21 protein-coding genes are annotated in these 26122 nt (G+C 56.1%); 6 read left to right on the top strand and 15 right to left on the bottom strand.

Going from position 1 to position 26122, the window contains the following annotated elements; all coding sequences use genetic code 11:
• Positions 1-807 precede the first annotated feature (807 nt).
• Entirely contained in the window at positions 808-2751 is a 1944-nt protein-coding gene (locus ACT3RR_RS10770; RefSeq protein ID WP_496200287.1) for an exoribonuclease II, read from the bottom strand.
• Positions 2752-2886: 135 nt separating this feature from the next.
• Positions 2887-5193 carry an FdhF/YdeP family oxidoreductase gene (locus ACT3RR_RS10765; protein ID WP_353501990.1) on the bottom strand — a complete coding sequence of 769 codons (2307 nt, stop codon included), beginning with the start codon at positions 5191-5193 and terminating at the stop codon, positions 2887-2889.
• A gap of 399 nt (positions 5194-5592) precedes the next feature.
• Between ACT3RR_RS10765 and dacD the strand changes: the two genes are divergently transcribed.
• A complete protein-coding gene (gene dacD / locus ACT3RR_RS10760) occupies positions 5593-6762 on the top strand; it encodes a serine-type D-Ala-D-Ala carboxypeptidase DacD (RefSeq protein WP_496200286.1) in 1170 nt (389 codons plus the stop codon).
• A gap of 83 nt (positions 6763-6845) precedes the next feature.
• Here dacD and ACT3RR_RS10755 read toward each other — a convergent pair whose 3' ends face one another.
• A complete protein-coding gene (locus ACT3RR_RS10755; RefSeq protein ID WP_496200285.1) occupies positions 6846-7412 on the bottom strand; it encodes a dihydrofolate reductase family protein in 567 nt (188 codons plus the stop codon).
• Positions 7413-7592: 180 nt separating this feature from the next.
• Here ACT3RR_RS10755 and ACT3RR_RS10750 point away from each other — a divergent pair, with 180 nt between their 5' ends.
• Both ACT3RR_RS10750 and ACT3RR_RS10745 read left to right on the top strand, forming a co-directional pair.
• A complete protein-coding gene (locus tag ACT3RR_RS10750; RefSeq protein ID WP_496200284.1) occupies positions 7593-8507 on the top strand; it encodes a LysR family transcriptional regulator in 915 nt (304 codons plus the stop codon).
• A 130-nt stretch (positions 8508-8637) separates the two neighbouring features.
• Positions 8638-9138: a YjjA family protein gene (locus ACT3RR_RS10745; protein WP_353501994.1), complete on the top strand. Its 501-nt coding sequence runs from the start codon at positions 8638-8640 to the stop codon at positions 9136-9138.
• A gap of 671 nt (positions 9139-9809) precedes the next feature.
• Here the strand turns inward: ACT3RR_RS10745 and nth are convergent.
• From nth to dcuC, 9 genes are all read right to left on the bottom strand, one after another.
• Positions 9810-10442, bottom strand: coding sequence for an endonuclease III (gene nth / locus ACT3RR_RS10740; protein WP_485900433.1), 633 nt, complete (start codon positions 10440-10442; stop codon positions 9810-9812).
• Entirely contained in the window at positions 10439-11146 is a 708-nt protein-coding gene (locus ACT3RR_RS10735) for an electron transport complex subunit E (protein ID WP_353501996.1), read from the bottom strand. The genes nth and ACT3RR_RS10735 overlap by 4 nt, the downstream gene beginning before the upstream one ends.
• On the bottom strand, positions 11139-11771 hold the full coding sequence (gene rsxG, locus ACT3RR_RS10730) for an electron transport complex subunit RsxG (protein WP_353503963.1): 633 nt from the start codon (positions 11769-11771) through the stop codon (positions 11139-11141). Before rsxG ends, ACT3RR_RS10735 begins: the two co-directional genes overlap by 8 nt.
• A gap of 22 nt (positions 11772-11793) precedes the next feature.
• Positions 11794-12846 (bottom strand): electron transport complex subunit RsxD, encoded by a 1053-nt coding sequence (rsxD, locus tag ACT3RR_RS10725; protein WP_353501997.1) that lies wholly within the window; start codon positions 12844-12846, stop codon positions 11794-11796.
• The gene (rsxC, locus tag ACT3RR_RS10720) at positions 12847-15003 is read right to left on the bottom strand and encodes an electron transport complex subunit RsxC (RefSeq protein ID WP_496200283.1); all 2157 of its coding nucleotides are present in this window, start codon (positions 15001-15003) and stop codon (positions 12847-12849) included. It abuts the gene before it with no gap.
• Positions 15004-15013: 10 nt separating this feature from the next.
• Complete coding sequence (gene rsxB / locus ACT3RR_RS10715; RefSeq protein WP_353501999.1) at positions 15014-15580, bottom strand: electron transport complex subunit RsxB; 567 nt, start codon at positions 15578-15580, stop codon at positions 15014-15016.
• Complete coding sequence (rsxA, locus tag ACT3RR_RS10710; RefSeq protein ID WP_034790318.1) at positions 15580-16161, bottom strand: electron transport complex subunit RsxA; 582 nt, start codon at positions 16159-16161, stop codon at positions 15580-15582. The genes rsxB and rsxA overlap by 1 nt, the downstream gene beginning before the upstream one ends.
• Before the next feature lie 128 nt (positions 16162-16289).
• The gene (locus tag ACT3RR_RS10705; protein WP_353502000.1) at positions 16290-16745 is read right to left on the bottom strand and encodes a DUF2569 domain-containing protein; all 456 of its coding nucleotides are present in this window, start codon (positions 16743-16745) and stop codon (positions 16290-16292) included.
• 247 nt (positions 16746-16992) lie between these two features.
• Positions 16993-18357, bottom strand: a complete 1365-nt coding sequence (dcuC, locus tag ACT3RR_RS10700) for an anaerobic C4-dicarboxylate transporter DcuC (RefSeq protein ID WP_353502001.1) — start codon at positions 18355-18357, stop codon at positions 16993-16995.
• 162 nt (positions 18358-18519) lie between these two features.
• On the opposite strand from dcuC, the gene ACT3RR_RS10695 reads away from it, so the two are divergent.
• Together ACT3RR_RS10695 and ACT3RR_RS10690 are read left to right on the top strand one after the other, a co-directional pair.
• Entirely contained in the window at positions 18520-19566 is a 1047-nt protein-coding gene (locus ACT3RR_RS10695; RefSeq protein WP_485900438.1) for an oxidoreductase, read from the top strand.
• A 58-nt stretch (positions 19567-19624) separates the two neighbouring features.
• The gene (locus ACT3RR_RS10690; RefSeq protein WP_496200282.1) at positions 19625-20641 is read left to right on the top strand and encodes a bile acid:sodium symporter family protein; all 1017 of its coding nucleotides are present in this window, start codon (positions 19625-19627) and stop codon (positions 20639-20641) included.
• 53 nt (positions 20642-20694) lie between these two features.
• Here ACT3RR_RS10690 and add read toward each other — a convergent pair whose 3' ends face one another.
• From add to malX, 3 genes are all read right to left on the bottom strand, one after another.
• Positions 20695-21693 (bottom strand): adenosine deaminase, encoded by a 999-nt coding sequence (gene add / locus ACT3RR_RS10685; RefSeq protein ID WP_496200281.1) that lies wholly within the window; start codon positions 21691-21693, stop codon positions 20695-20697.
• A gap of 139 nt (positions 21694-21832) precedes the next feature.
• Positions 21833-23020, bottom strand: a complete 1188-nt coding sequence (locus tag ACT3RR_RS10680) for a MalY/PatB family protein (RefSeq protein WP_496200280.1) — start codon at positions 23018-23020, stop codon at positions 21833-21835.
• A 73-nt stretch (positions 23021-23093) separates the two neighbouring features.
• Positions 23094-24707 carry a maltose/glucose-specific PTS transporter subunit IIBC gene (gene malX / locus ACT3RR_RS10675; protein WP_353502006.1) on the bottom strand — a complete coding sequence of 538 codons (1614 nt, stop codon included), beginning with the start codon at positions 24705-24707 and terminating at the stop codon, positions 23094-23096.
• Positions 24708-24932: 225 nt separating this feature from the next.
• Between malX and malI the strand changes: the two genes are divergently transcribed.
• The gene (malI, locus tag ACT3RR_RS10670) at positions 24933-25964 is read left to right on the top strand and encodes a Mal regulon transcriptional regulator MalI (RefSeq protein WP_353502007.1); all 1032 of its coding nucleotides are present in this window, start codon (positions 24933-24935) and stop codon (positions 25962-25964) included.
• Positions 25965-26122: the final 158 nt, after the last annotated feature.

Below are 26122 nucleotides of genomic sequence, written 5' to 3'. Positions count from 1 at the left end.
CCTGTCCGGCAGAAAATGATTTACATGATAATAATTATCATTTGAAGGGGTGGCGGTCAATCTTTTGACCGCTTTTAAATTCAACTTCAAGGTTGAAATCGTGGGCACCGGCCCACACCGGCAAGGGGGCGCCGCCTCCACACCGGCCCCAAGGTCAAAACCGTGGGCTCGCCGCCCACACTGCTAAAACCTTGCGTTGCCACGCAAACTGGCCCAGAAGGCGCGTAAGCGCGCGTCCTCTGGACTCCCGCGCTTTTTGTTGCTGGAAGATCGAGGCTGCGCAGGGTTAGAATGGACGTGTTTCAGCGACCTTTGTGATCGCCGCGAAATGCCGCCGCTTAGGCGGTCCCCTCGCTGCGGGATTACAACCCGCGTAAAAAGACACGCGGTTTTCCACCTCTTGCTCGGCGTCACTTCTGAACGCGGCCTATGGGCATCTACACCGAACCGTTTCATTCCAATTCAAAAAACAATCCTGAAACTACTGAAACAGCACGGTTGAAATGCCTCAAAACCGCAGTCAGAAATGACGCCGAGGGAGTGGTTCGAGACCCAAGGCTCGAAGCCCGAACTGAGGGAACCGCCTAAGCGGCGGCATTTCGCGGTGTGAACGGAAGTGACTGAAACACGTCCATCCAACTAGCGGAGCGCGCAGTGAAAGAGCCTGGGGGTCCAGGGGGCGGTGGCGATATGCCGCCCCCTGGTCGGTGTGGGCCGACGCCCACGACCTTGACCTTAAATTTGAAATAAAAAAAGGCCGGTCAGCTTTCCCTGACCAGCCTTTCTAACCATCGTTCAAGCGAAACCCTAAACTGCTGGTTTGGCGATCACGTTGCGGTTTTCCATGCGAACTTCGGCGATCTGCACGTCGATGATATCACTCTGACGGTAGGCGACTTCGCCCTTAATCAGTACGGTGCCGGTGTCGGCGCTGCATACCAGCTCGTCGCGCACGCTGTGCAGGAACGGAGCAGGGATGAAGGCGACGGCGCCGATATCTTGTAGGCGAACGCGCAGGCCACCGCGAGTGACGTCGATGATTTCGGCGCTGAACTTGGTGTCAGTACCGACTTTATCTTCTAAGTAACGCGCGTACAGCCAATCACCGACATCACGCTCGGCCATGCGGTTGGCGCGGCGGCGCTCTGCCAGTTGCACGGTCATCTCGTCCTGTGGCTTCTCAGCGGCCTGCTTGGTGATCATCGCCTTCAACAGGCGGTGGTTGACCATATCGCCGTATTTACGGATTGGCGAAGTCCAGGTGGCGTAGGCTTCCAGACCCAGACCAAAGTGCGGGCCAGGAACGGTGCTGATTTCGGCGAAAGTCTGGAAACGACGAATGCGGCTGTCGAGGAACTGCGTTGGCATCGCGTCAAGTTTACGACGCAGCGCGCAGAAACCCGGCAAGGTCAGCAGTTCTTCAGCATTAGCTTCAACATCATTGGCTTGCAACACGGTGATGGCGTTCTCAACCAGCAGCGGGTCAAAGCCGGTGTGCACGTTATAAACGCCGAAACCAAGGGTGTCGCGCAGGGCGATGGCGGCACAAACGTTCGCCGCGATCATCGATTCTTCTACGATGCGGTTCGCAATGCGGCGATGCTCGGCGACGATTTCCAGCACGTTGCCTTTCTCGCCCAGAATGAAGCGGAAGTCAGGGCGGTCTTTGAACACCAGCGCATTCGCGGTACGCCACGCGCTGCGCACGTCACAGACGCGTTTCAGCAGGCGAATCTGGTCAGCAATCACATCACTTTGTGGCTGCCATGCGCTTTTCTCTTCCTGCTCAATCCAGTCGGAGACATCGTCATAGGCCAGTTTTGCTTTTGACTCGATGGTTGCCGCGAAGAAGCGAATGTCGCTACCCAGCGCGCCATCGGCGGCGAGGGTGACGCTACATGCCAGCACCGGGCGCTGAACGTCCGGCCACAGCGAGCACAGGTCGTCAGACAGTTCGCGCGGCAGCATCGGGATGTTGAAGCCCGGCAGGTAGTTGGTGAATGCGCGTTTTTTGGCGATATTGTCCAGCTCGGTGCCTTCGGCCACATAAGCCGTTGGATCGGCAATCGCGATATTCAGTTGCAGGGTGCCGTCGCCGTTGTCTTTAACATACAGCGCGTCATCCATGTCCTGAGTGCTGCCACTGTCAATAGTGACAAACGGCAGGGCGGTCAGGTCTTCGCGAGTCAAACCTTGATCAAGGATTTCTGCAATTTCAGATTTAGGGGCTTCGCGTTCCAGATTATGGCGCGCCAGCGTGACCCACCAAGGGGCCAGATCGTCATCACCGGTGGTGATCCACTCGGTTAATTCGGCCTGAAAACCACGATCGCCTTCTTTCAGCGGGTGGCGACGCATCTCTGCTACACACCAGTCGCCGTCATTGACTTCGTGATTGATGTTGCGCGCGGTGCGGCACTGGATGGCGTCACGCAGCAAAGGATGGTCCGGCACGATAGACAGACGGTCATCTTTCTTGGTTACGCGGCCAACAAAGCGCGTGAGGAAAGGTTCAACCAGCGTCTCAGGCTGAACCACTTCGCGGTCCTTCTCGGTCTGTAAAGAGGCAATCACGCGGTCGCCGTGCATGACTTTTTTCATGTACGGAGGCGGAATGAAGTAACTTTTTTGACCGTCTACTTCAAGAAAGCCAAAGCCTTTCTCAGTTCCTTTAACGATGCCTTCAAGGCGGGGAGTCTGAGAGTGAAGTTGCTGTTTTAGCTGCGCGAGCAGCGGGTTATCTTGAAACATATCGTCCAGAGAGTGGGGTTAAAGTGGCTCGATTAGCGGCAGACAGTTTTACGCGAAATGGCCGCGTGCGGCAAGCAATAACCCCCTCTTTCACGACATAACCTTGTCGCGAAAGAGGGAATGCAGACTTGAAGATTAGGCGATGCGTTGCAGATCGACTTTCTGCTCGCAGCGGCGGATAGCCACCGGGATCGCTTTAGAGGTAGGGGTGTGAGTTTGGTCACCGAAGCTGGACATTGGCACCAGCGGGTTGGTTTCCGGGTAGTAGGCCGCCAGATTGCCGCGCGGGATGTCGTAGCTCACCAGTTTGAAGCCGGTCACTTTGCGCTCGACGCCGTCGGTCCACAGGGTTTCGATTTCCACCAGTTCGCCATCCTTCATACCTAATGCCGCTAAGTCGTCAGGGTGGATGAACAGCACTTCGCGCTGGCCGTAAACGCCGCGGTAACGGTCATCAAGCCCGTAAATGGTGGTGTTGTACTGGTCGTGGGAGCGCAGGGTTTGCAGCGTAAACGGCGCATCCTGATTGCCCTGTGGGATCAGCTGTTCAGGTAGGCTTGCCGCGCTGAAGTTGGCTTTGCCGGTAGGCGTGTTGAATTTCAGCTCGGCCGCTGCGTTACCCAAGTAGAAGCCGCCTTTAATGTCGCAACGGGCGTTAAAATCGGTAAAGCTTGGGATAGTGGCTTCGATATGGTCGCGGATCAGGTTGTAATCGTCCGCCAGCGCCATCCAGTCGAGGTATTTGTCGCCCAGCACGGCGTTAGCAATCCCGCAGACAATCGCCGTCTCGGAACGCTGCTCTGGAGATAACGGGATACCGACACCTTCGGAGGCGTGAACCATGCTGAAGGAGTCTTCAACGGTAATAAACTGCGAACCCGTGGCCTGCATATCCAGCTCGGTACGGCCAAGGGTAGGCAGGATCAAGGCTTCGCGGCCCGGCGTTAAGTGGCTGCGGTTCAGCTTGGTGCTGATTTGCACTGACAGGTCGAGATTGCTCAGCGCCTTCTCGGTACGCAGGGTGTCCGGTGCCGCCGCCGCTAAGTTACCGCCGAGGCAGATAAGCACTTTGGCGTCACCCTTCAACATGGCTTCCAGCGCTTCAACCGTGTTGTGGCCCGGGTTGCGCGGTGGGGTGAATTTGAAGTGGGCTTCCATGGCGTCGAGCAGGGCTTTTGGCGCTTTTTCGTCGATGCCCATGGTGCGGTTGCCCTGCACGTTACTGTGACCGCGCACCGGACACAGGCCCGCGCCCGGCTTACCGAGTTGGCCAAACAGCAGTTGCAGGTTGGTGATTTCACGCACGGTAGCCACGGAGTGTTTGTGCTGAGTGATACCCATCGCCCAAGTACAAATCACGCGCTCTGCCTGCACGTAGATAGACGCCGCTTCGCGAATTTCTTCTTCGGAAAGGCCAGACTGCTCGACGATTTTCTCCCAAGAGGTAGCATCCACCACCGCCAGATACTCATCCACGCCCGCGGTGTTCTGGGCGATAAAGTCTGCGTCGAAAATGGTGCTCAGGCCGTTGGACACGCGGTCGCGATCGGCTTCCAAGAGGGCTTTAACAATGCCGCGAACCGCCGCCATGTCGCCGCCAAGGTTTGGCTGATAGTAGGCGGAGCTGATGCGTCCAGACTTGGTGGTCACCACTTCCAGCGGTTTTTGCGGGTCAGCAAAACGCTCAAGACCGCGCTCGCGCAGGGTGTTGAAACTGACTACTTTCGCGCCGCGATCGGCGGCGTGGCGCAGGCTGTGCAGCATGCGCGGGTGGTTAGTGCCGGGGTTCTGACCGAAGACGAAAATGGCATCGGCCTTTTCGAAGTCGTCGAGACGAATGGTGCCTTTACCCACCCCGATACTCTGCTTCAAGCCAACGCCGCTGGCTTCGTGGCACATATTGGAGCAGTCAGGGAAGTTGTTGGTGCCGAACATGCGGCCAAACACTTGATACAGATAAGAAGCTTCGTTGCTGGCGCGGCCGGAGGTGTAGAAATCAGCCTGATCCGGGCTTTCCAGACCTTTTAAATGGCTGGCGATCAGCGAGAAGGCGTCGTCCCAGCTAATAGGCTCATAGTGGTCAGTGGTGCGGTTGTAGCGCAGCGGCTGAGTCAAACGGCCCTGGTACTCAAGGAAATAGTCGCTCTGTTCGCGCAGTTTGCTCACGCTGTGCTGAGCAAAGAACTCAGGCTCCAAGGCTTTACGTGTGGCTTCCCAGCTGACGGCTTTGGCGCCGTTTTCACAGAAGCTGAAGGTGCTGTGGTTGTCGTCGCCCCAGGCACAGCCCGGGCAGTCGAAGCCGCGACCCTTGTTCACGCGCATCAGGTTGCGCAAGTTAGAAAGGACTTTTTTGCTGTCGAAGACGTAACGGGTGGTGGCTTCTAATGATCCCCAACCACCGGCAGCACCGGTATAAGGTTTGATCTCAGTTTTGAATTTCATATTTTCGCTTCGCAGGTGTCATTCGAAAAGCCGAATGTGATAAGTGACATGCAATCGGCGGTGCTGAATTGTTAAACCGATTGTTAATTTTATGTCACAAGTTTAGGACTGAAGAGGGGATTTCGTCTAATCGAATGGCGCAATCGTGAGATAGAGCGCGTTTATCGCGGGAAATATCAACAAATTGTAACTAAGCCGTTTCATTATGAAACGCTTAGAAAAATAAACAGGGTTTAGTCGTGCGTCTTTATAGTGCACCCTATGCGCCAATCCGTTTTCTCCTGCAAATTTCGCTGTTTTAGCCTTCATGGAACAAGGTTTGGGGAGTATTGAATCTATTTTAGCCACATGCCGAGCTAAATGCGGCCTGTGGCGTTTGGCGTTATAAAGGAACAAGCCGTGAAACGTAGCGTATTGAGTGTATTAACTGGCGTATTAATGTTATCAGCAGGCGCGGCGAAAGCCGTTGCGCCATTAGATTTCCCAGTGGCTCCGCCAAGTATTGACGCAGAATCCTTTGTATTGATGGATTACGGCAGTGGTGATGTGCTGGCGGCGGGCAACCCGGACGAGCGCCGTAACCCGGCCAGCCTGACCAAACTGATGACCGGTTATGTTATCGACCGCGCGCTGGATAAACACAAAATCACCATGGATGACGTGGTCACCGTGCCGCAAGAAGCCTGGGTGGCAGGTAACAAAAGTCTGGCCGGTTCTTCCCTGATGTTCCTCAAGCCGGGCGACCGCGTCACCGTGCGCGACCTGATCCGCGGCATTATCGTGACCTCCGGTAACGACGCCTGTGTGGCAATGGCCGACTACGTGGCCGGCAGTCAGGACGCGTTCGTTGGCATGATGAACCAATACGTCACCTCTATGGGGCTGACCAACAGCCACTTTGAAACTGTTCACGGCCTCGACGCGCCGGGCCAGTACACCACCTCTTATGATTTAGCCAAGCTTTCTCGCGCCATTATTGGTGGCGAACCTGAGGAATATCATATGTATAGCGAAAAGTCGCTGACCTATGACAACATCACTCAGCAGAACCGTAACGGCCTACTGTGGGACAAAAACCTGCAAGTTGATGGCCTGAAAACCGTCCACACCGAAAGCGCTGGCTTCAACATTATTGCTTCTGCGACCGAGGGCAACCGCCGCCTGATCGCCGTGGTGATGGGCGGTAAAAGCTCAAAAGGGCGCGAAGAGCAGGCGCGCAAGCTGCTGACCTGGGGCTTCCGCGAATACACCAGCAAGCAGATTTTCAAAGCGGGACAAACCGTTTCGACAGAGAAAGTTTGGTTCGGCGACCATCAGGACGTCAAGGTCGGCTCGCTGGATGACGTGTTCATCAGCGTGCCGCAGTCCGACGCCGACAAGCTGAAAGCCCAATACGTGCTGACCAATCCGCAGATCGACGCGCCGCTGAAGAAAGGCCAAGAGCTGGGCAGCATCAACATTGTTGATAACGGCAAAACCATTAAAACCATTCCGCTGGTGGCACTGGAAGATGTGGCTAAAGGCGGGATGTTTAGCCGTTTAGTGGATTATGTGAAGTTAAAGATCTAGTTCAGCGCTTGGGGCTGAATGACGTGGGGGAGGCGCGAAAACGCCTCCCTTTTTGTTTAAGTTCAGAAGGTTAGCTGGGATATCTACTCTTTAACCAAACGACTTGAGACTTGTAACATGCCGCCGTGGCTGGCACTGCCGGTGAATTGCAACGCAGAGTGCCCGGCAAGATTATCGAAAAGTCTGACACCCTCTGCGAGCAGAACCGGGATGTAGGTCAGGGTCATTTCATCCACCAATGACGCCGTTAAAGCCTGCTGAATCATATTCCCGCCATCAATATAAACGTCTTTGCCATTCGCCAGAGTTTTAGCTTGACCAATCAACGCATGGATATCACCAGACACCGCCTTGATGGTCGGAGAAGCAGGGCGGGTAATAGCCCGCGAGGTGGCGACCAGTACCGGGACATCGCCGTAAACCCACTGGCCCATAGCCTCCAGAACATCATAAGTGTTGCGGCCCATCAGCATGCATCCCACTTGTTCCATAAATGGATCAAATTGCAGGAAGTTGGCGTCGTCCGCTAAATCCCCCGCGCGGGAGTGATCTTTGTTCAACCACGCTAAGTCGTGGTTTGGCCCTGCGATATAGCCGTCCAGCGAGCTGGCCATATACACTCTTACTTTGGTATGCATCTGATTAGCCATCTTTTCCTCCTTAAATGTTACGGCTAAGAATAATCCGGTTTTACAAAATGTCACACTTTTTTGTGCAGCCACTATTCACCACCGTTATCTATAACAATGGTCCCTTCACGACTTTCATCCGCCGCGCCGTTATACTCTCTACCATTACTCCTATCTATCACGCGGCTTCTTTACGACCCTATGGACATCAAGCAACTCATTTACCTCTGCAATCTTGAACGCGAGCGGCACTTTGGCCGTGCGGCAGAGGCTAGTTTTGTCAGCCAGCCGACGCTTTCTATGCGATTGAAAAATCTTGAGAAAGAGCTAGATCTCAACTTGATCAATCGCGGTAATAATTTCGAAGGTTTTACGGCGGAAGGCCTGCGGGTACTGAGCTGGGCGCGTGAGATTGTTGCGGTCTATGAAGGGCTCAAGCTGGAAGTGGAGTCGCTAAAGCAGGGGCTGAGCGGTACCTTGCGCATTGGCGTGATGCCGCAGTGCAGCATCTCTCTAGCGCGATTGATAAAGGCGGTGAATGATACCCATCCGGGGCTGGATTATCGCGTGGCGGAAGTCAGCGCCGATCAGCTGATTGAAGCCCTGAGCAGTCACGCGGTGGACGTCGGTATCGGCTTCTTTGAGTTTTCCACCCTCAATGAGCTGCGTTTCCAAGTTGCGCCGATTGACGATGGCGGCGTTGACGTGGTGTATCACCCCGACCACTTCCCGCAGTTGCAAAACGCCACACTGCTTACCGCCGAGCAGGCCGTGGAGTTGCCTCTGTGCCTGTCGGAGCCGAGCCGCTATTTCCGCCGATATCTGGATAATCACTTCCGTCAGGCCGGTTTAGTGCTGCACCCGACCCTTGAAAGCACCTCGATTTTCCAACTGATGCAGGGCGTTTTTGTCGGGCTGGGCTGCGCGCTGGTTCCCCGTGGTCATTTGATTGATGAGATGCATCCGGCGCTGAAACGTTGCCCGTTGGATATTGCGCCAATGAGTCGCCACGCCGCGCTGGTGGTAGCTGAAGCAGGGCGCGCCACGCCGCTGGCCCAGCACTTTTTCAACGCCGCCGCGCTATGGATAGCACAACAGCCTAACCTTCAACCCTGAAGCTTTTCGTTCTGTAACATTACGAGACGTTTTCCTATTGATGAAATGAATGTTTAAGACCAAGCTTTACGGGCTTATTTTGCATAAAAGCGGCAATCAAAGCCCGTAAGAGAAATTAATGGAGTTACACATGAAAGCATTAAAAACAGTGTTGTTAGCCATCGCGGCAAGTGGTGTGTTAGTTGCCGGCGGTGCGCAGGCAAATAATCTGTTGAGTTCATTGCAGGACGCAGCCAATCAGCAATTAAACGGCAGTAACGGTGCCACGGCGGGCAACGGGGCCAATTCAGGGGCTTCTTTGATGTCGCTGCTCAACGGCGGTGATAGCGCGCTGACCTCGAAAAGCGCCACCAACGTTGCGGGCGTTTTGCAGTATTGCGTGAAGAATAACGTGTTGTCGCAAGCCAGCACCGAAAATGTGAAAGACAAGCTGTTAAGCAAGCTGGGCATTGAAAGTGCCGCAGGCGCGCAGAGCCAGGATTACCAAAACGGCCTCGGCGGCTTATTGCAAACCGGCAAAGGGCAGAACGTTGACCTCAACAATCTGGGGAACGGCCTGTCGCAGGTGAAAGAGAAAGTGAAACAAAAAGCCTGTGATGTGGTGTTGAAGCAGGCGAAATCCTTTATTTAATTTTTGGGTGTGCGGCCCAATTCCGCTAAGGTCTTGGGCGGCGGCCCAAACCCGCTTTTAAAATCTTTAAATTCAAATTCAAATTCAAATTCAAATTCAAGGTCGTGGGCACCGGCCCACACCGGCAAGGGGGCGGCCAGTCGCCGCCGCCCCCTTGACCCCCGGGCTTTTTTAACTGCGCGCTTCGCTCGTTAGGCGGACTTGTTTCAGGTACTTCCGTTATCCACCGCAAAATGTCGCCGCTTAGGCGGTGCCTTCGCTTCAGGCTTCGAGCCTTGGGTCTCGAACCGTTCGCTCAGCGCCATTTTTGACTGCGGTTTTGAGGCATCTCAACCGTACCTTTTCAGTGATTTTCAGATTTTTTGTGAATGAAACGGCTCGAAGTAAATGCCAGTAAGTCGCGTTCAGAAGTGACGCCGAGGGAGTGGTTCGAGACCTATGGCTCGAAGCCCGAACTGAGGGAACCGCCTAAGCGGCGGCACTTCGCGACGATCTCCGTGGTTCCTGAAACACGTCCATCCCAACCCTGCGCAGCCTCGATCTTCCAGCAGAAAAAAACGCAGGGTTCCAAGGGAGGCGCGTTTACGCCTCCCTTGGTCGGTGTGGGCCGACGCCCACGACTTTGAACTTGACCTTAAAAGTTTCCTCAGCTTTACCAAAGCCCCAAAAACTTATTCAACCTTTTCTTTAAACTCGCATAAGTCCTCAATCACACAGGACCCGCACCGTGGTTTACGTGCAATACATGTATAGCGCCCATGCAAGATAAACCAATGGTGGCAATCGAGTTTGAACTCGGCGGGGACCACTTTCAGCAGCTTATCTTCGACATTCTCGACGGTCTTGCCGGGGGCGAAATTGGTGCGATTACAGACGCGGTAAATATGGGTGTCGACGGCGATGGTCGGCCAGCCAAAGGCGGTGTTGAGCACCACGTTGGCGGTTTTACGGCCGACGCCGGGCAGTGCTTCTAAGGCTTCGCGGTTTTCGGGGACTTCGCCGCCGTGCTTTTCCAGCAACAGGCGGCAGGTCTTGATCACGTTCTCAGCCTTGGAATTAAACAGGCCGATGGTTTTGATGTACTCCTTCACGCCGTCCACGCCCAGCTCCAGAATTTCGGCAGGAGTGTTGGCAATCGGATACAGCTTGGCGGTGGCTTTATTGACGCTCACGTCAGTGGCCTGCGCCGAAAGCAGAACCGCAATCAGCAGCTCGAATGGCGTGGTGTACACCAGCTCGGTGGTCGGGTGCGGGTTATTCTCCCGCAGCCGGCTGAGAATACTGATGCGCTTCTCTTTATTCATGACGCGTTACCCGCGCTGCCTTTCGGCAAGGTTGACTGCTGGGATGCGTGTGCTTTGGCGGCCTGACGCGCTTTTTGGCGTTGGTCAATCAGGTACTTACCTGCTAACAGCAGGCCCAAACCAATAAACGCGCCCGGCGGAAGCATGGCGAGCAGGAATGGGTTATCGAGGTGGATCACTTCGACGCGCAGCACCTTGGCCCAGCTGCCGAGCAGCAAATCTGCGCCGTTAAACAGTACGCCGCTGCCGAGAATTTCACGGATCGAGCCTAATACGAACATCGCGGCGGTGGCACCCAGGCCGGTCATCATGCCGTCGAGGGCGGCCAGATGCACCGGGCTACTGGCGGCGCAGGCTTCGGCGCGGCCCACCACAATACAGTTGGTGACGATCAGCGGGATGAAGATCCCCAGCGCCATATACAGGCCGAAAGCGTAGGCGTTGATTAGCATCTGCACGGTACTGACCACTGAGGCGATGATCAGCACGTAAATCGGAATACGGATCTCATTCGGCACCCAGCGGCGGAAAGCCGAGATCATGGCGTTGGTGCAGGTCAGTACCAGCGTGGTTGCCAGACCCAACCCCAGCGCGTTAGTCGCCGTGGAGGTCACCGCCAGCAGCGGGCAGAGGCCCAGCAGCTGTACCAGCGAGGAGTTATTGGTCCACAGACCCTGAACAATTATCTTCTTGGCTTCACTCATCACGGGCTCCACAAGGGGTGAGGTTTGAAAGCTGAGACGGTACCGTCTCGATAAACAGTGCCGTGCGTTTTACTGAACGCACCACGGCGCGCGGGGTAATGGTCGCGCCAGTAAATTGGTCGTACATGCCGCCATCTTTCTTGACGGCCCAGCGCGGGTCGTCAGGGCCATTAATCACCTGATTAGCAAAGCTTTTGATCCAGTCAGAGATGCGAACTTCGATTTTGTCGCCGAGACCGGGCGTTTCATGGTGTTCAAGAACCCTCGAGCCATAAACTTTGCCATGAAAATCAGCGGCAACCAACAGTTGGATCGCGCCGGAATAGCCATCAGGGGCGGTAGTTTCAATTGCAGCGGCCACCGGTTTGCCATCCATGCGCGCCAGATAGAGGCGGTGCGGTGTGGCAGTCCCCAGTGATTCGTCCGTGACGTTGTAACATTCGTTCTGCATGTCATTGTTATAGACACTGGAAGGGATCACTTCGTCAAACAAGCTTTTTTGCTGTAACAGCGCCTGATGGGCAATGGTTGGCTTAGTAAGCAAGTTAACCATCGCGGTCATGCCGGTCATCAGCGCGCCAAACACCGCCAGCGTGACACCGTGGCGGCGCATGGTTTGAAGCATTTTACCTTTTTCCATACTGTCCTCAGCGATGCCCGTAAACGCGCGGTTGGGTGTAGTGGTCAATCAGCGGCACGGTGATGTTGGCCAGCAAGACGGCGAAGGCGATACCGTCCGGATAACCGCCGTAGGTGCGAATAAGCCACACCAGCAGGCCAATCAGCGCGCCAAAGATCAGGCGGCCTTTCGGCGTGGTGGAAGCCGTCACCGGGTCAGTGGCGATAAAGAACGCGCCCAGCATGGTGGCCCCGGAGAACAGGCCAATCAGCGGCGAGGGGTGAGCCTCTGGTGAGAGTCCCCAGGCAACGCTGGCGCAGAAGGTCAGCATGGCCAGCATGCTCAGCGGGATGTGCCAGCTAATGATTTTGCGCCACATCAGGAACAGGCCGCCGACCAGAAAACCGAAATTGATCCACTGCCAGCCCAGACCTGCCAGAACGCCACCAAACAGCGGCTCGGCCAATACCTGATCGGTGCTGTGGCCGGAGCGCAGTCCGGTTTTAAAGGCGTCCAGCGGCGTCGCCTGAGTAATGCCGTCGACGTTCATCTGCAATTGATAAGCCGTCAGCCCCTGACTGTTATGGCCGCCAAAGATGGTCAGCAGCGTGTCGGTAAAGCCCACAGGGTGATGCTGCAAGGCGCCCGGCGGCATCCAGGTTGTCATCTGCACCGGGAAAGAGATCAGCAGTACTACATAGCCGACCATCGCCGGATTGAAGGGGTTCTGGCCGAGGCCGCCGTACAGCTGTTTGGCGATCACAATGGCGAAAATCGTGCCAATCACCACCATCCACCACGGGCCGAGCGGCGGCAGGCTGACGCCTAGCAGCACGGCGGTGAGCAGCGCGGTGTTATCTCCCAAACGTTTTTTGACCGGCATTTTGCGCAGTTGCAGCACCGCGCCTTCGGTCAGCAGGGCAATCACAATAGCCAGTGCCAGCTGGACCAGCGTGCCGTAACCAAAGAACCAGACCTGCGCCAGCAGGCCGGGAATACAAGCCACCACCACCATCAGCATGATGGCGCTGGTGCTTTGCCGGTTATGGGTGAAAGGAGAACTCGCGATTCTAAAAGCCATTTATTCCTCGTTCGACATAGTCTGAGCAGCCGCTTTACGCGCCTTAACTCGAGCGATCGCAGCAGCCACGGCGGCTTTGCGTGGATCGCTTTCTTGTTGTGTTGGTTCTGATGCAGCCTGTTCAGACGCGTCTTCCTGCGCGGCGGCCTTCTTGGCTTTGGCGCGGGCAATGGCGGCGGCGACGGCCGCTTTACGCTTGTCCTCTACCGACGGTTCAGTCGGTGACGGTGTCACGGAAAGCGTGCTGTCAGTGGCTTCAATCACCACGCCGCTGTTACCGGCTTTCTTAGCTTTCACGCGGGCGATAGCGGCAGCCACCGCGGCTTTACGCGCGGCGTCGTCATCGCTGCTGACTGGAGCAGAAGGCGTGGTGACGGTTTCGGAGGCCACAGGTGTTTCCTGCGTGGCAGCCGCTTTTTTAGCTTTGGCGCGGGCCACGGCAGCAGCGACGGCGGCCTTGCGGGCATCATCGTTGTCGGTTTTTTCGGCGGCTGGAGCAGCAGGAGTAGCTTCTGGTGCTGCAACTTCAGCACCTTCGGCCGCGGCCTTTTTAGCTTTAGCACGAGCAATCGCCGCGGCCAGAGCCGCCTGACGCGGATCGGCTTCCGCCGCTTTCTCTTGAGATGCAGTAGGGACAGGAGCCTCGGCGGCTTTCTCTGCCGTGGCTTTTTCAGCGACTGGGGTATCCAGCTTCACGGCGGCTTTTTGATGTTTCTCTTCGCGCGCCAGCTTCTCGCGCTCCATGCGCGCCTGTTTGGCTTCGAAGCGCGCCTTGGCTTCGGTGGCTTTGGCGGTTTCTAAATCGACTGCGCGGATCTCGGCTTTTTCCTGGCGGTAGTACTGCACCAGCGGAATATTGCTTGGGCAGACATAGGCGCAAGCGCCGCATTCGATGCAGTCGAACAGGTTATGGTTGCGCGCTTTTTCATGCTCCTGCCCCCGGCTGAACCAGTAAAGCTGCTGCGGCAGCAGGCCCGCCGGACAGGCGTCGGCACACAGACTACAGCGGATACAGGCTTCTTCCGGCTCGGGCTGGCCTATTTCGCTTTCAGAAGGTGCCAGCAGGCAGTTGGAGATTTTCACTACCGGCACGTCGAGGGATGGCAGGGTGAAGCCCATCAGCGGACCGCCCATAATCACCATCTTCTGTGGGCTTTGGGGACGCAGCGCGCCTTCAACCATCAGGTGGGAAATTGGCATGCCGATACGCGCCCAGACGTTGCCCGGCTTTTCCATCGCTTCGCCGGTCAGCGTCACCACGCGCTCAATCAGCGGCTCGCCGTCAATAATGGCGCGCTTGATGGCGAACACCGTGCCGACGTTCTGCATCAGCACGCCGATATGCGAGGAGTGATGGCCTTTCGGCACTTCGAGTCCGGTCAAAATCTTGGTGAGCTGCTTGGCACCGCCGGAAGGGTATTTGGTCGGCACTACGCGCAGCTCGAACTTCACGCCGTCAGCTTGTTCAGCTTTAATCGCCTGCTTCAGGGCGCTAATGGCTTCGGGCTTATTGTCTTCAATGCCAATCAGCACGCGCTCTGGCTTAAGCATGTGGCAGAGAATGCGCGTGCCTTCGAGGATCTCAGCCGCGTGTTCTTGCATCAGCCGGTCATCGGCGGTGATGTAAGGCTCGCACTCGGCGGCATTGAGGATCAGCGTGCGGGTAGAGGTCAGTCCGCCCTGAAGCTTGCTGGCAGTAGGGAAACCCGCGCCGCCCAGCCCGGCTATACCGGCCTGATGGATACGCGCATTCAACTCGGCGGCGTCCAATTGGCGATAATCAGTGACAACGTCACGCTCGCACCAACGGTCTTCTCCGTCGGCAGAAATCAGGATGCACAGCTCTTTCAGGCCCGACGGATGGGCGGTGATGTGTGGCTCGATGGCGGTAATAACGCCAGAGGTCGGGGCGTGAACCGGCACGGTGCGGCCGCGACCGGTGGTCAGCGGCTGGCCTTTTAATACCCGATCACCGGATTTCACGCACAGCTCGCCCTCAGGGCCGAGGTGCTGCTGCAGAGGAATAATATAGCGCTCGGACAGCGGCACGCGGCGCAGGGGCACGTGGCTCGACTGGGTCTTCATTTCTGGCGGATGGATGCCGCCGTCGAAGTCCCACAGTTTGTCTTTCTTGAGCGCAGAAAACAGATTAAACATGGCGTTCCGCTTACTCCGCATGAATGACTTGCACCGGAATGGATTTCATATCCCATTTCCAGTTTGCGGTGGTGGTTTTAATCGGCAGCATTTCAATGCAGTCCGTCGGACAAGGCGCGACGCACAGATCGCAGCCGGTACATAAATCGGTGATCACAGTGTGGACGGCGCGGGTCGCGCCGACGATGGCGTCAACCGGGCAGGCCTGAATGCACTTGGTGCAGCCGATGCAGTTGCTTTCGTCGATATAGGCTACGGTGCGCACGGGCACGGCTGGCGCGGCGTCATCGCCCAGTGGCTGCGGCTCAACGTTCAACAGGGCAGCCAGTTTCAGCATCACGGCTTCACCGCCGGGGACGCATTTGTTGATGTTGTCACCGTTGGCGACGGCCTCGGCGTAAGGCTTACAGCCCGGATAACCGCACTGTGCGCACTGGCTTTGCGGCAGAATATCGTCAATCTGATCGACAACCGGATTACCTTCAACGGCAAAACGGCGCGACGCATAGCCCAGCAGCAGCCCGAAAACCAGTGCCAACGCCGTGAGCGCGCCAATCGCAACCCATAATTCAAACATTAGAATTTCACCAGACCGGTAAAGCCCATAAAGGCCAGAGACATCAAACCGGCGGTGACCAGTGCAATTGAAGAGCCTTTAAAGGGCGCGGGGACATCCGCCACCACCAGGCGTTCGCGGATAGCGGCAAACAGCACCATCACCAGTGAGAAGCCAAGAGACGCGGCGAAGCCGTACAGCGCGGACTGCATGAAGTTGTGCGCCTGGTTGATGTTCAGCAGCGCCACGCCCAGTACCGCGCAGTTGGTGGTGATCAGCGGCAGGAAGATGCCGAGCAGGCGATAAAGCGACGGACTGGTTTTGCGCACCACCATTTCGGTGAACTGCACCACCACGGCGATCACCAAAATGAAGGCCATGGTGCGTAGATAGACCAGCCCCAAAGGCATTAATACGAAGGTGTTTACGATCCACGAGCAGATATTCGACAACGTGATAACGAATGTTGTGGCCAATCCCATGCCGATCGCGGATTCCAGCTTTTTCGACACGCCCATGAACGGGCAGAGGCCGAGAAACTTAACCAAAACAAAGTTGTTCACCAGTACGGTACCGACGAACAGTAACAAGTATGAAGTCATAACATTGCCTGAAGATTACTGTTAATTACTGTAGAGAGATCCGCGCATGATGGGCAGGCGCGACAACCGCTAAAGCTAAAAATATTGTCTGAAATAACCTCTCCACAGACAACGGAGTCATTGTAGGGTTATTCCGTGAACGTCTCTTTAACGCGACGAGAACGTTTGAAATAGGGCACTAACAGCGCCGCTGGCAGCAGTGACAGCAACAGATTGCGCACCGCCATATCGTCATTGATTGGCGAAAACGCGAAGGCTTTGATAGCCAGCAGCACGGTACACAGCAGCCAGATGGTGAATACCTTCGGCACCACTCGGCGACGTTTACAGAACTGCATCAGCAGCACGATGGTAAAGGCACCCATGGCCAGCGCAGTCACTACGGAGAAATACCATTGCAAAGTAAAGGCTTGCGAATTAGTTATCAGATATTCGCGCGACTCGGGCACAAACAGCGCCATCGAGAACAGGACCAAGGTCAGCGCGACGCTCAACAGCGTAACAATCAGATAAGCCAGAGGAGCGAGTAACCAGCCGCCAATGCGTTTATATTCCGTTTCACGGGAGATCGGTTGTTGAGACATAATCAGCCTTAAGTTACTTTGGATGCCGAATAAACGGGCGATATAGCCCTATTCAAGGCGCAGAAGTTTACCCTGAGATGTAAGCCAGCTCTATCGTATTCATGTGATTGAACCCTGAGTGGCTTATGGATGAGCAATATTGGTTAATCCCTGACAATCAAATGACGCGAAAACGTTCAACAACCGACGCCATAAAAAACGCCTGAGCTTGCTCAGGCGTTATTGTTTGCGGGGAAGGGAAATATCATCAGTGCAGCGGAACAAAAATCTCGGTGGCGACCACCACCACAATCAGGCCCGCCAGTACCGGCACCGAGGTGCGCTTCACTACTTCAAATGGCGAGATTTTTGCCATACCCGCCACGGCGACCACCACGCCGGAAACCGGGGAGATGGTGCGGCCGAGGTTTGAGGCTTGCAGCATCGGGATCACCAAATACTCTGGATTGATGCCCATTTTGGTGGCCAGTTTCGGGATCAGCTCGACGAAAGCGTAAAACGATGCGTTGCCCGAGCCGGTGGTCATGGCCGCCAGCACGGTGATGATCACCAACACCAGCATCATCACCAGCCCGCCGGAACCTACATTTTGCGCCAAACCAATCAGGCTGCTGATAAAGCCCACGGTGCTTAAGCCTTGGGCGAAGACCCCGGCGGCGACCAGCAGCATCACCACGTTGGCGAAAGCGTCCGCCATGCCGCGATAGGCGACGTCCAGCCCGGCGAATACGGCTTTGCCGCTACGATTGCGGAAGGTTTCGATAATCGCCGTCAGCGCCATGCAGATAACCAAAATGGTGATGATGTGCAGGTTCGGCCCCCATTTGCCGTCGAATACCAGCACGCCAACAATCGGGGTAAATGGCAGGATGGCGTAAAACCAAGGGGCATTGGTTTCCACGGTGGTGACGGGTGTTTCTTCAATAATCTGCGCCGTGCCGGCTTCGCGTTTGTCGAGGAAACGCTGCCAGAAGAAGTGGGCAATCGCCATCACCACGATGGCGGCGATAGAGATTGGCAGGGTGACCTTAAAAGCGAAATCGACCAGCGGCATGTTGGAAGCTTGCGCGGCCAGCACCACGTCGCCGGAGGTTGGCGAGAGAATGATCGCCGCCGGAGAGGCGCAGATGGCGGCTGCGGCACCGCGACTGATGCCGACGTTGACCATGATCGGGAACAGGGTTGCCATCAGCAGCACGCCAAGGCCGGTGGCCGAAGAGACGGCGAGCGACATCAGGCAAGCCAGAATATAGGCCGCCACCATCAGGATATAGGGGGAGTTGATCATCTGTAGCGGGCGCGAAGCCAGGCGCACCACCACGTCGTTGGCACCGATGTGGGTCATGTAAGCCGCAAAGCCGCATAGCATCATGATCATCATGCCGAGGTCGCCGCCGCGACTCATCAGCAGGATTTTGACATATTCGACGATATCGGTGCTGTTCCAGCCGGTGGATTTAGTGCCTTCCGGCAACACGTTGTGGCCCATTAGGGCGCTGATGATTAACAGCAGCAGCCCGCCCACCATGAGCACGCCGGTGGGCGAATAGCCTTTAATAATGTAGCGGCCTACGATAACGGTTATCACTAGCCCTATAAGCAAGTCCCACATAGATTCAGATCCCCAGAAATAAGAAATAATGATGCATAAATAACGACATGGATAAGCACTGTGCACAATCTGGGCACATAGCGTCTATGATGTTTATCAAGGTAATCATCCATGTTGTGAATAAAAACACTGGGTGATTTGTTTGTTACGAAGGAGATGAAGATGTCTGAAACGCTGCGCGTTGGGCTAGTCGGTTACGGCTTTGCCAGTAAAACTTTTCATTCCCCGCTGATTGCCGGTACGCCGGGCCTTGAGCTGGCAGTGGTCTCCAGCAGTGACGCCAGCAAAGTGCAGGCGGACTGGCCTTCGGTGCAGGTGGTGGATAGCCCGGAGAAAATCTTCGCCGATGCGACTATTGATCTGGTGGTGATCCCAACCCCCAATGCCACCCATTTCCCGCTGGCCCAGCAGGCGCTGGAGGCCGGGAAGCACGTGATTGTCGACAAGCCTTTTACCGTCACGCTGGGCGAGGCGCGCTCGCTGAACATTCTGGCGCAGGAGAAAGGCAAGGTGCTGTCGGTGTTCCACAACCGCCGCTGGGACTCGGATTTCCTCACCGTGCAGGCCTTAATCAATGAAGGGACGCTGGGGGAGATTGTCTATTTCGAATCCCATTACGATCGTTTCAAACCCCAGGTGCAGCAGCGCTGGCGGGAGAATGACGAGCTGGGCAGCGGCATTTGGTATGACTTAGGTTCACACCTGCTGGATCAGGCTTTGCGGCTGTTTGGCCTGCCGGACACCATCCAGTCCGATTTGGCCGTAGTCAGGCCGGGCGGCAAGGCGGTGGATTACTTCAACACCACGCTGACCTACGGCCGCCGCCGCGTGGTGCTGCACAGCACGGTGTACGCCTCGGCCGAGACGGCGCGCTTTATCGTGCAGGGGGAAAAGGGCAGTTTTGTGAAGTATGGCCTCGACACGCAGGAAGAGTGCCTGAAAGCCGGGCAGCGCCCGCCGCAGGCCAAGTGGGGAGAAGATCCGCGCGACGGCGTGCTGACTCTGAGCTATGAAGGCGTGCTGGCGGATAAGCCTCTGCCCACCTTGCCCGGCGATTATCCGGCTTACTATGCCGGAGTGCGCGACGCCATTCTCGGGCTGGGGGAAAATCCGGTTCCGGCCAGCGATGCTATTCGCGTGATGGAGTTGATTGAGCTAGGTATTCACTCTTCCCATCAGCAAGCCACCTTGAAAGTCCCGAAAAGTTGAGCGACATTGATGACTTAGACGCCGCGCATTGCGGCGATTTTTTTGCAAGGAACTCTACATGTCTTGGTTACAGCGACTGCGTATTGATAAATTTCTGCTGATTTTGGTCAGCGTGGTGGTCATCGCGTCATTCTTTCCCTGCGAAGGGATCTACAAAACGATTTTTGAACACCTGACCACCGCCGCCATTGCGCTGCTGTTCTTTATGCACGGCGCCAAGCTGTCGCGTGAAGCGATCATGGCCGGGATCAGTCACTGGAAGCTGCATCTGGTGGTGTTTCTTAGCACCTTTGCGCTGTTCCCGCTGCTCGGTTTAGGGATGAAATGGCTGGTGCCGCTGGGTATTTTAACTCCGACGCTCTATTACGGTTTTCTCTATCTCTGCGCGCTGCCTGCCACCGTGCAGTCGGCCATTGCTTACACGTCGGTGGCGGGCGGTAACATCGCGGCGGCAATCTGTAGTGCTTCTGCGTCGAGCATTCTCGGTGTGTTCCTCTCGCCGGTACTGGTTGGCCTGCTGATGCACACGCAGGGCGGCAGCAGCAACACCTTGCACGCCATTGGCTCGATTGTGCTGCAACTGATGGTGCCGTTTATTATTGGTCACCTGTGCCGCCCGCTGATTGCCGGCTGGGTGCAGCGCCATAAGAAAATCGTCAATATCACTGACCGTTCTTCGATTCTGCTAGTGGTGTATGTCGCCTTCAGCGAAGCCGTGGTCGAGGGGATTTGGAGCCAAATCGACGGCTGGTCGCTGTTGGCGATTCTGGTCTGTTCTCTGGTGCTGCTGGCGATTGTACTGATTATCAACACACTGGTGGCGCGCTGGCTGAGTTTCAGCACTAAAGATGAAATCACCATTGTGTTCTGCGGTTCGAAGAAGAGTTTGGCGAACGGTATTCCGATGGCCAACGTGCTGTTCCCGGCCTCGGCGGTGGGCGCGATGGTGCTGCCGCTGATGATTTTCCATCAGGTTCAGCTGATGGTCTGCGCGGTGTTGGCTCAGCGTTATGCGAAGAAAGTGGCAAAAGAAGAAGTTGAACGGGAAGGCAGTAAAGCGGCTTTAGAGCAGTAAAACAGTCAGTTAGAAAGAGGGGATGAGGCGTTTGCCGCCTCATCCCCGTCTCATTAGGCTTTCACTTTGGCGCGAATGGCGTCTTTTTCAGACTCGCTGAGGAAGGCCATGGTCAAGCCATTCTCCTGCGCCTGACGGATTTCATCAGACGTCAGCCCCGCTGCCGGAGCCGCAACGCGGTATTCGTGCTCAATCTCAATCCCCTGAACCGCCGGGTCATCGGTGTTAATTGACGCCAGAACGCCGTGACGCAGGAAGGTCGCCAGCGGGTGGCTGTCGAGCGCCGCCACGGTGCTGGTTTGGATATTGGAGGTCAGGCAAGACTCGATACCAATCTGGTGCTTGGCTAAGAAGTCCATCAGCTCAGGGTCTTCTGCCGCTTTCACGCCGTGACCGATACGCTCTGCGCCCAGCTCGCGAATCGCCTGCCAGATGCTCTCCGGGCCTGCCGCTTCGCCCGCGTGGACGGTAATGCGCCAGCCCGCGTCACGCGCACGGTTAAAGTGGCTGAGGAACAGGCTGCCGGGGAAGCCCAGCTCGTCACCGGCTAAGTCCAGCGCGGTGATGCCGTCGCGGTGGGCCAGAAGGCCATCCAGCTCTTGCAGACAGGCTTCTTCACCGAAGGTGCGGCTGAGAATACCAATCAGGCGCACGTCAATGTCATGCTCCTGACGACCACGACGGATACCGTCAATCACGGCTTCAACCACGCCCGCCACGGGCAGGTTGTGGGTCATCGCCATGTAATAAGGTGAGAAACGCAGCTCGGCGTAGTGCAGGCCGGCATTGGCGGCGTCAGCGACGTTTTCCTGCGCCACGCGGCGGCAGGCGTCGAGATCGCCGAGCACTTTCACGCCCCAGTCGAGTTTCTGCAAAAAGCTGACTAAATCTGGCTCAGTCTTGGTCACCTGAACGTGAGGACGCAGGGCGTCAAGCTCGGTAGCGGGCAGAGTGAGGTTGAACTGGCGACCTAAGTCGAGGATGGTTTGAGCGCGAATATTGCCATCAAGGTGGCGATGAATGTCAGTCAGAGGGAGGCGTGTATCAATCATAGGGTGCACTCATTATCGTTTGAAAAGTGCGGGGCATTATAACCATTGAGCGGGATTTGTGAAATTTTGTTGCGCAACAAAGTGAGAAATAAGCACTTTGTTGCGCGTAAATAGTGCAAAGCAGGCAGATTGCAGTGGTTTACGCCTTAAGGGCGCGGATCCCAGCGATTAACTTCGCCACGCCCATTTCGACTTTGGCGCGCGGGCAGCCGACGTTCAAACGCAAGAAACCTTCGCCTTCCGCGCCATAGGTGTAACCCGGCATGATGGCGACTTTCTGGTTATCTATCAGTTCGCGCTGCAAGGCTTTGTCATCCAGCTTCAGCGGGCGCAGGTCAATCCACGCCAGATAGGTCGATTGCGGCGGCTGCCAGTTTAGCTCCTCAAAGGCCGCATTCAGGGTGTCAGCGACATAGTGCAGGTTGCCTTCCAGATAGCCGCGCAGCGCGTCGAGCCAGACGTCGCCCTGGCGATAGGCCGTGACGTGAGCCAGTACGGCTAACACCGCCGGGGAGGAGAGGCCGTCGCAGGCTTTCAACTGATGCAGATAGGCGTCGCGCTGCGCCGGGTCGCTAATCAGGCCATAAGCCCCGGTCAGGGCCGGAATGTTGAAGCTTTTCGAGCCGGAGGTCAGCAGCGCCCACTGGCCGGTTGCCACTTCATTCCACGGCGTATGGCAGTTATTTCCCCAAATCATATCCATGTGAATTTCATCACTGATCACGCGCACATTGTGGCGCTGGCACAGCTCGGCAATCAGCGTCAGCTCGGCTCTGCTCCATACTTTACCGGTTGGGTTGTGCGGGCTGCACAGCAGCAGCAGGGTGCAATCCGGCGCGGCCAGCTGTTGCTCAAGCAAATCGCTATTGAGCAGCCAGTCGTTGCCCTGTTTCTCCAGCGGGCAGGCGATAAGCTTGCGCTGATTGCCGTCAATCACCTTGAAGAAGGCGTCATAGGCGGGAGTGAAGGTCAGAATGCCGTCGCCCGGCTGGGTCCACTGGCGAATCAGCTGCGCGACCATGTAAATCACCGAAGGGCCGTAGACCAACATGTTGCGGTTAATCTGGCTGTTAAAACGCTGCTGGTACCAATGCTCAATCGCGCCCAGAAAATCATCATGCTGCCAGCGGCTATAGCCCAGTACGCCGTGCTGTAGGCGTTTTTGCAGCGCCTCGAGGATGCAGGGCGCGGTGGCAAAATCCATGTCGGAGATGGTGAAAGGCAGCAAGTCAGCACTGCCAAAACGGTCTGCGACGTAATCCCACTGGGTACACCAGGTGCCGTGGCGGTCAACCGGGGTGGAGAAATCAAAAAGGCTTGTGGACATTTTCGCTCCCTGAAATCGGGTCATTCTAGAAGGTGAAAAGGGCGACCTGACGTCGCCCTGTAAGCTTGGATGATTATATGGTGGCCGGTTCCGGCGCGGCGCTATTTTTCGCGTCGCGGATCAGCCAGTCGAGTTCATCTTTCACTGACTGAACCTGCGGGCCGATCACCACTTGCAGGTTGTGCTCGTTGAGATGCACCACGCCGATGGCGCGATTGGCTTTCAGCGTCGCATCGTCAACCAGCGACATATCATGCACCGACATGCGCAGGCGGGTGATGCAGTTGTCGAGCGAGACAATGTTGTCCGCGCCGCCCAGCGCGCTAAGGATCACCGGCACGTTGTAGCCAGATTTGCTGTTAGAGGCCACTGGCGCTGCGCTTGGCATAGATTCAGATTCGCGGCCCGGCGTTTTGATGTTAAAGCGCAGGATAGAGAAGCGGAAAATCGCGTAGTAAGCGGCGAACCAGATAGCGGCCACCACCGGCACCAGATACCACTTGGTGGCCGTACCGTGCAGGATACCAAACACCACGAAGTCGATGATGTTGCCGTCGGTGTTACCGATGGTCACGCCCAGCACGGACATAATGGTGAAGCCCAGACCGGTCAAAATAGCGTGGATGATATACAGCACTGGCGCAACAAACAGGAACAGGAACTCGATGGGTTCGGTAGTCCCGCCGACCACGCAGGCCACCACGCCGGAAATCAGCAGGCCTTTAATTTTATGACGGTTTTCTGGTTTAGCGCAGTGGTACATTGCCAACGCCGCACCCGGCAAGCCGCCGAGGAAGGCTGGCATTTTACCTTGAGACAAGAATTGGGTGGCGCTTTCAGAGAAGCCGTGGGTGGTCGGGCAAGAGAGCTGGGCTTGGAAGATAGTCAGCGCGCCGCTCACTTCACGACCACAAACGTCCATGGTGCCGCCCGCTTCGGTAAAGCGGATCAGGGCAACCAGAATGTGGTGCAGGCCAAACGGCAGCAGCAGACGTTCGCCGGAACCGAAAATCATCGGCCCAAAGATACCGGCGTCGTGGATCAGGCGACCCAAACCGTTAATCCCGGCAGCAAAGAACGGCCAAATCAGAGGAATGACCAGACCAACCAGACCTAATACTACGGTCGTGACAATAGGTACAAAACGGGTACCGCCGAAGAACGCTAGCGCATCCGGCAGGCGGATAGTGTTGTAACGCTCATGCAGCACATAGACGATTACGCCGACAATTACCGCGCCAAGAATACCGGTATCGATAGACTGGATGCCGAGGATCATCTGGATGTTATTGGCTTTGAGGATCAGCGGGTCCACCGTCGGCAGCACGCCGCTGGCGGTCAGGTAGAAGTTAGTCGCCAGATTCAACACGGCGTAACCCACAAAGCCGGAGAACGCCGCGACGCCTTTATTTTCACGCGCCATACCAAGTGGAATGGCAATTGCAAACATCACTGGCAGGAAGCTGAAGGCGAACGAACCGACTTTGCTCATCCACGTGAAGATCAGTTGCAGGATGGGATTACCTAAAGCCGGTAACAGGGTGGTGACATCATTGCTGCTTAATGAGCTACCGATCCCCAGCATAATGCCGCAGAAGGAGAGCAAGGCTACTGGCAACATGAAGGTTTTACCTAAACTTTGGAAAAACTCCCAAAGCGTGACGCGTTGTCTTTTATTGGCTGGCATACTTATTCCCCTGAAGCGAAAAAAATGAACCGGATTAATCTTATGGCGGATAAGATAAAACGTTTTACCTAAATAAATCGTGCTTTGGTTCACATTACTCACGCATGCCCGCAAGATAAGCTTAGCGGCAGATTAAACGTTTAACCTAAAGTCGATTTATTCAGCATGCGGCGGGTGATGCAATAAACCCGCCACTCATGGAGTTTTAATGAAAGAAGTCACAGGATGAGCCAGAAAAAAGTCACCATAATTGATGTTGCCCAGCATGCAGGCACGTCCGTGACCACTGTTTCACTGGTGCTTAGTGGTAAAGGGCGTATCTCTCCAGCCACCGCCGAGCGGGTGAATCAGGCCGTCGAGCAGTTGGGGTTTGTGCGTAATCGGCAAGCCAGTACGCTACGCGGCGGGGAATCCGGCGTGGTGGGGCTGATCGTGCGTGATATCTGCGAGCCTTTCTATGCCGAGATGACCGCCGGTCTGAGCGAGATGTTTGAAGCTCAGGGTAAGGTGTTGTTTTTATTGCAAAGTGGTTCGTCAGGCAAAGGCTTAGCGCGCTGCTTCGAGACGCTGTTGACCCACGGCGTTGACGGCATAGTGATTGCTGGTGGAGAGCACGCCCCGGCAGGACTGAAAGAGAAAGCCTGCGAGCAGGGCGTGCCGCTGATTTGCGCCTCGCGCGCCAGCGGCATCGACGGGGTTGATTTAGTGCGGCCCGACAATATGCTGGCGGCAAAAATGGCGACGGAATATTTAATTAAACGCGGCCATAAGCAGATTGCTTATCTCGGCGGGTTAAGTGACTCGCTCACCCGCGCGGAGCGTTTGGGCGGCTTTTGCGCCACGCTGGTGCAATACGGGTTGCCATTTCGCAGCGAATGGATCATCGAGTGTGACTATCAGCAGAAGTGCGCCGCCGACGCCGCCGAGACGTTATTGCGCCACTATCCCAAGATCAGCGCCATCGTCTGCCATAAGTCGTCGGTCGCCATGGGAGCCTATTTCGGCGTGATGCGCACCGGCAATCTCATTGGTGGCGGCGCAGTGGATAATTTCTTCCAGCAGCAAATCGCGTTAATCGCCATGGAAGACGCCCCGGAGGCTGAACTCACCGAACCGCCTTTAACTTCTATTGCCAGCTCCGCCCGCGAGATAGGCCACGCCGCCGCTCGAAGATTGCTGCAGAGAATAGGGGGCCAGAACCTCGAAACGCAGAATATTATTGTGGCACCGGGGTTGATCGAGAGGGCCTCAGCGTAAGGGTTTTCAATTGCATCTTTAAATTTAAGGTCAAGGTCGTGGGCACCGGCCCACACCGGCAAGGGGGCGGCCAGTCGCCGCCGCCCCCTTGACCCCCGGGCTTTTAACTGCGCGCTGTCGCTAGCTTGGCGGACGTGTTTCAGGGGCTTCAGTTCTCC

The sequence above is a fragment of the Ewingella sp. AOP8-B2-18 genome, assembly GCF_052376015.1.
GTDB classification, from domain to species: domain Bacteria; phylum Pseudomonadota; class Gammaproteobacteria; order Enterobacterales; family Enterobacteriaceae; genus Ewingella; species Ewingella allii.
The sequence above is the reverse complement of the archived record's forward strand: the minus strand, read 5'-3'. Positions and strand labels throughout refer to the sequence as shown.

What these genes read in the sequence shown, in the direction of transcription:
- ACT3RR_RS10770 (WP_496200287.1), bottom strand. Translation starts at nt 2,751, where the DNA reads ATGTTTCAAGATAACCCGCTGCTCGCGCAGCTAAAACAGCAACTTCAC.
- ACT3RR_RS10765 (WP_353501990.1), bottom strand. Translation starts at nt 5,193, where the DNA reads ATGAAATTCAAAACTGAGATCAAACCTTATACCGGTGCTGCCGGTGGT.
- ACT3RR_RS10755 (WP_496200285.1), bottom strand. Translation starts at nt 7,412, where the DNA reads ATGGCTAATCAGATGCATACCAAAGTAAGAGTGTATATGGCCAGCTCG.
- ACT3RR_RS10750 (WP_496200284.1), top strand. Translation starts at nt 7,593, where the DNA reads ATGGACATCAAGCAACTCATTTACCTCTGCAATCTTGAACGCGAGCGG.
- ACT3RR_RS10745 (WP_353501994.1), top strand. Translation starts at nt 8,638, where the DNA reads ATGAAAGCATTAAAAACAGTGTTGTTAGCCATCGCGGCAAGTGGTGTG.
- nth (WP_485900433.1), bottom strand. Translation starts at nt 10,442, where the DNA reads ATGAATAAAGAGAAGCGCATCAGTATTCTCAGCCGGCTGCGGGAGAAT.
- ACT3RR_RS10735 (WP_353501996.1), bottom strand. Translation starts at nt 11,146, where the DNA reads ATGAGTGAAGCCAAGAAGATAATTGTTCAGGGTCTGTGGACCAATAAC.
- rsxG (WP_353503963.1), bottom strand. Translation starts at nt 11,771, where the DNA reads ATGCTTCAAACCATGCGCCGCCACGGTGTCACGCTGGCGGTGTTTGGC.
- rsxD (WP_353501997.1), bottom strand. Translation starts at nt 12,846, where the DNA reads ATGGCTTTTAGAATCGCGAGTTCTCCTTTCACCCATAACCGGCAAAGC.
- rsxC (WP_496200283.1), bottom strand. Translation starts at nt 15,003, where the DNA reads ATGTTTAATCTGTTTTCTGCGCTCAAGAAAGACAAACTGTGGGACTTC.
- rsxB (WP_353501999.1), bottom strand. Translation starts at nt 15,580, where the DNA reads ATGTTTGAATTATGGGTTGCGATTGGCGCGCTCACGGCGTTGGCACTG.
- rsxA (WP_034790318.1), bottom strand. Translation starts at nt 16,161, where the DNA reads ATGACTTCATACTTGTTACTGTTCGTCGGTACCGTACTGGTGAACAAC.
- ACT3RR_RS10705 (WP_353502000.1), bottom strand. Translation starts at nt 16,745, where the DNA reads ATGTCTCAACAACCGATCTCCCGTGAAACGGAATATAAACGCATTGGC.
- dcuC (WP_353502001.1), bottom strand. Translation starts at nt 18,357, where the DNA reads ATGTGGGACTTGCTTATAGGGCTAGTGATAACCGTTATCGTAGGCCGC.
- ACT3RR_RS10695 (WP_485900438.1), top strand. Translation starts at nt 18,520, where the DNA reads ATGTCTGAAACGCTGCGCGTTGGGCTAGTCGGTTACGGCTTTGCCAGT.
- ACT3RR_RS10690 (WP_496200282.1), top strand. Translation starts at nt 19,625, where the DNA reads ATGTCTTGGTTACAGCGACTGCGTATTGATAAATTTCTGCTGATTTTG.
- add (WP_496200281.1), bottom strand. Translation starts at nt 21,693, where the DNA reads ATGATTGATACACGCCTCCCTCTGACTGACATTCATCGCCACCTTGAT.
- ACT3RR_RS10680 (WP_496200280.1), bottom strand. Translation starts at nt 23,020, where the DNA reads ATGTCCACAAGCCTTTTTGATTTCTCCACCCCGGTTGACCGCCACGGC.
- malX (WP_353502006.1), bottom strand. Translation starts at nt 24,707, where the DNA reads ATGCCAGCCAATAAAAGACAACGCGTCACGCTTTGGGAGTTTTTCCAA.
- malI (WP_353502007.1), top strand. Translation starts at nt 24,933, where the DNA reads ATGAGCCAGAAAAAAGTCACCATAATTGATGTTGCCCAGCATGCAGGC.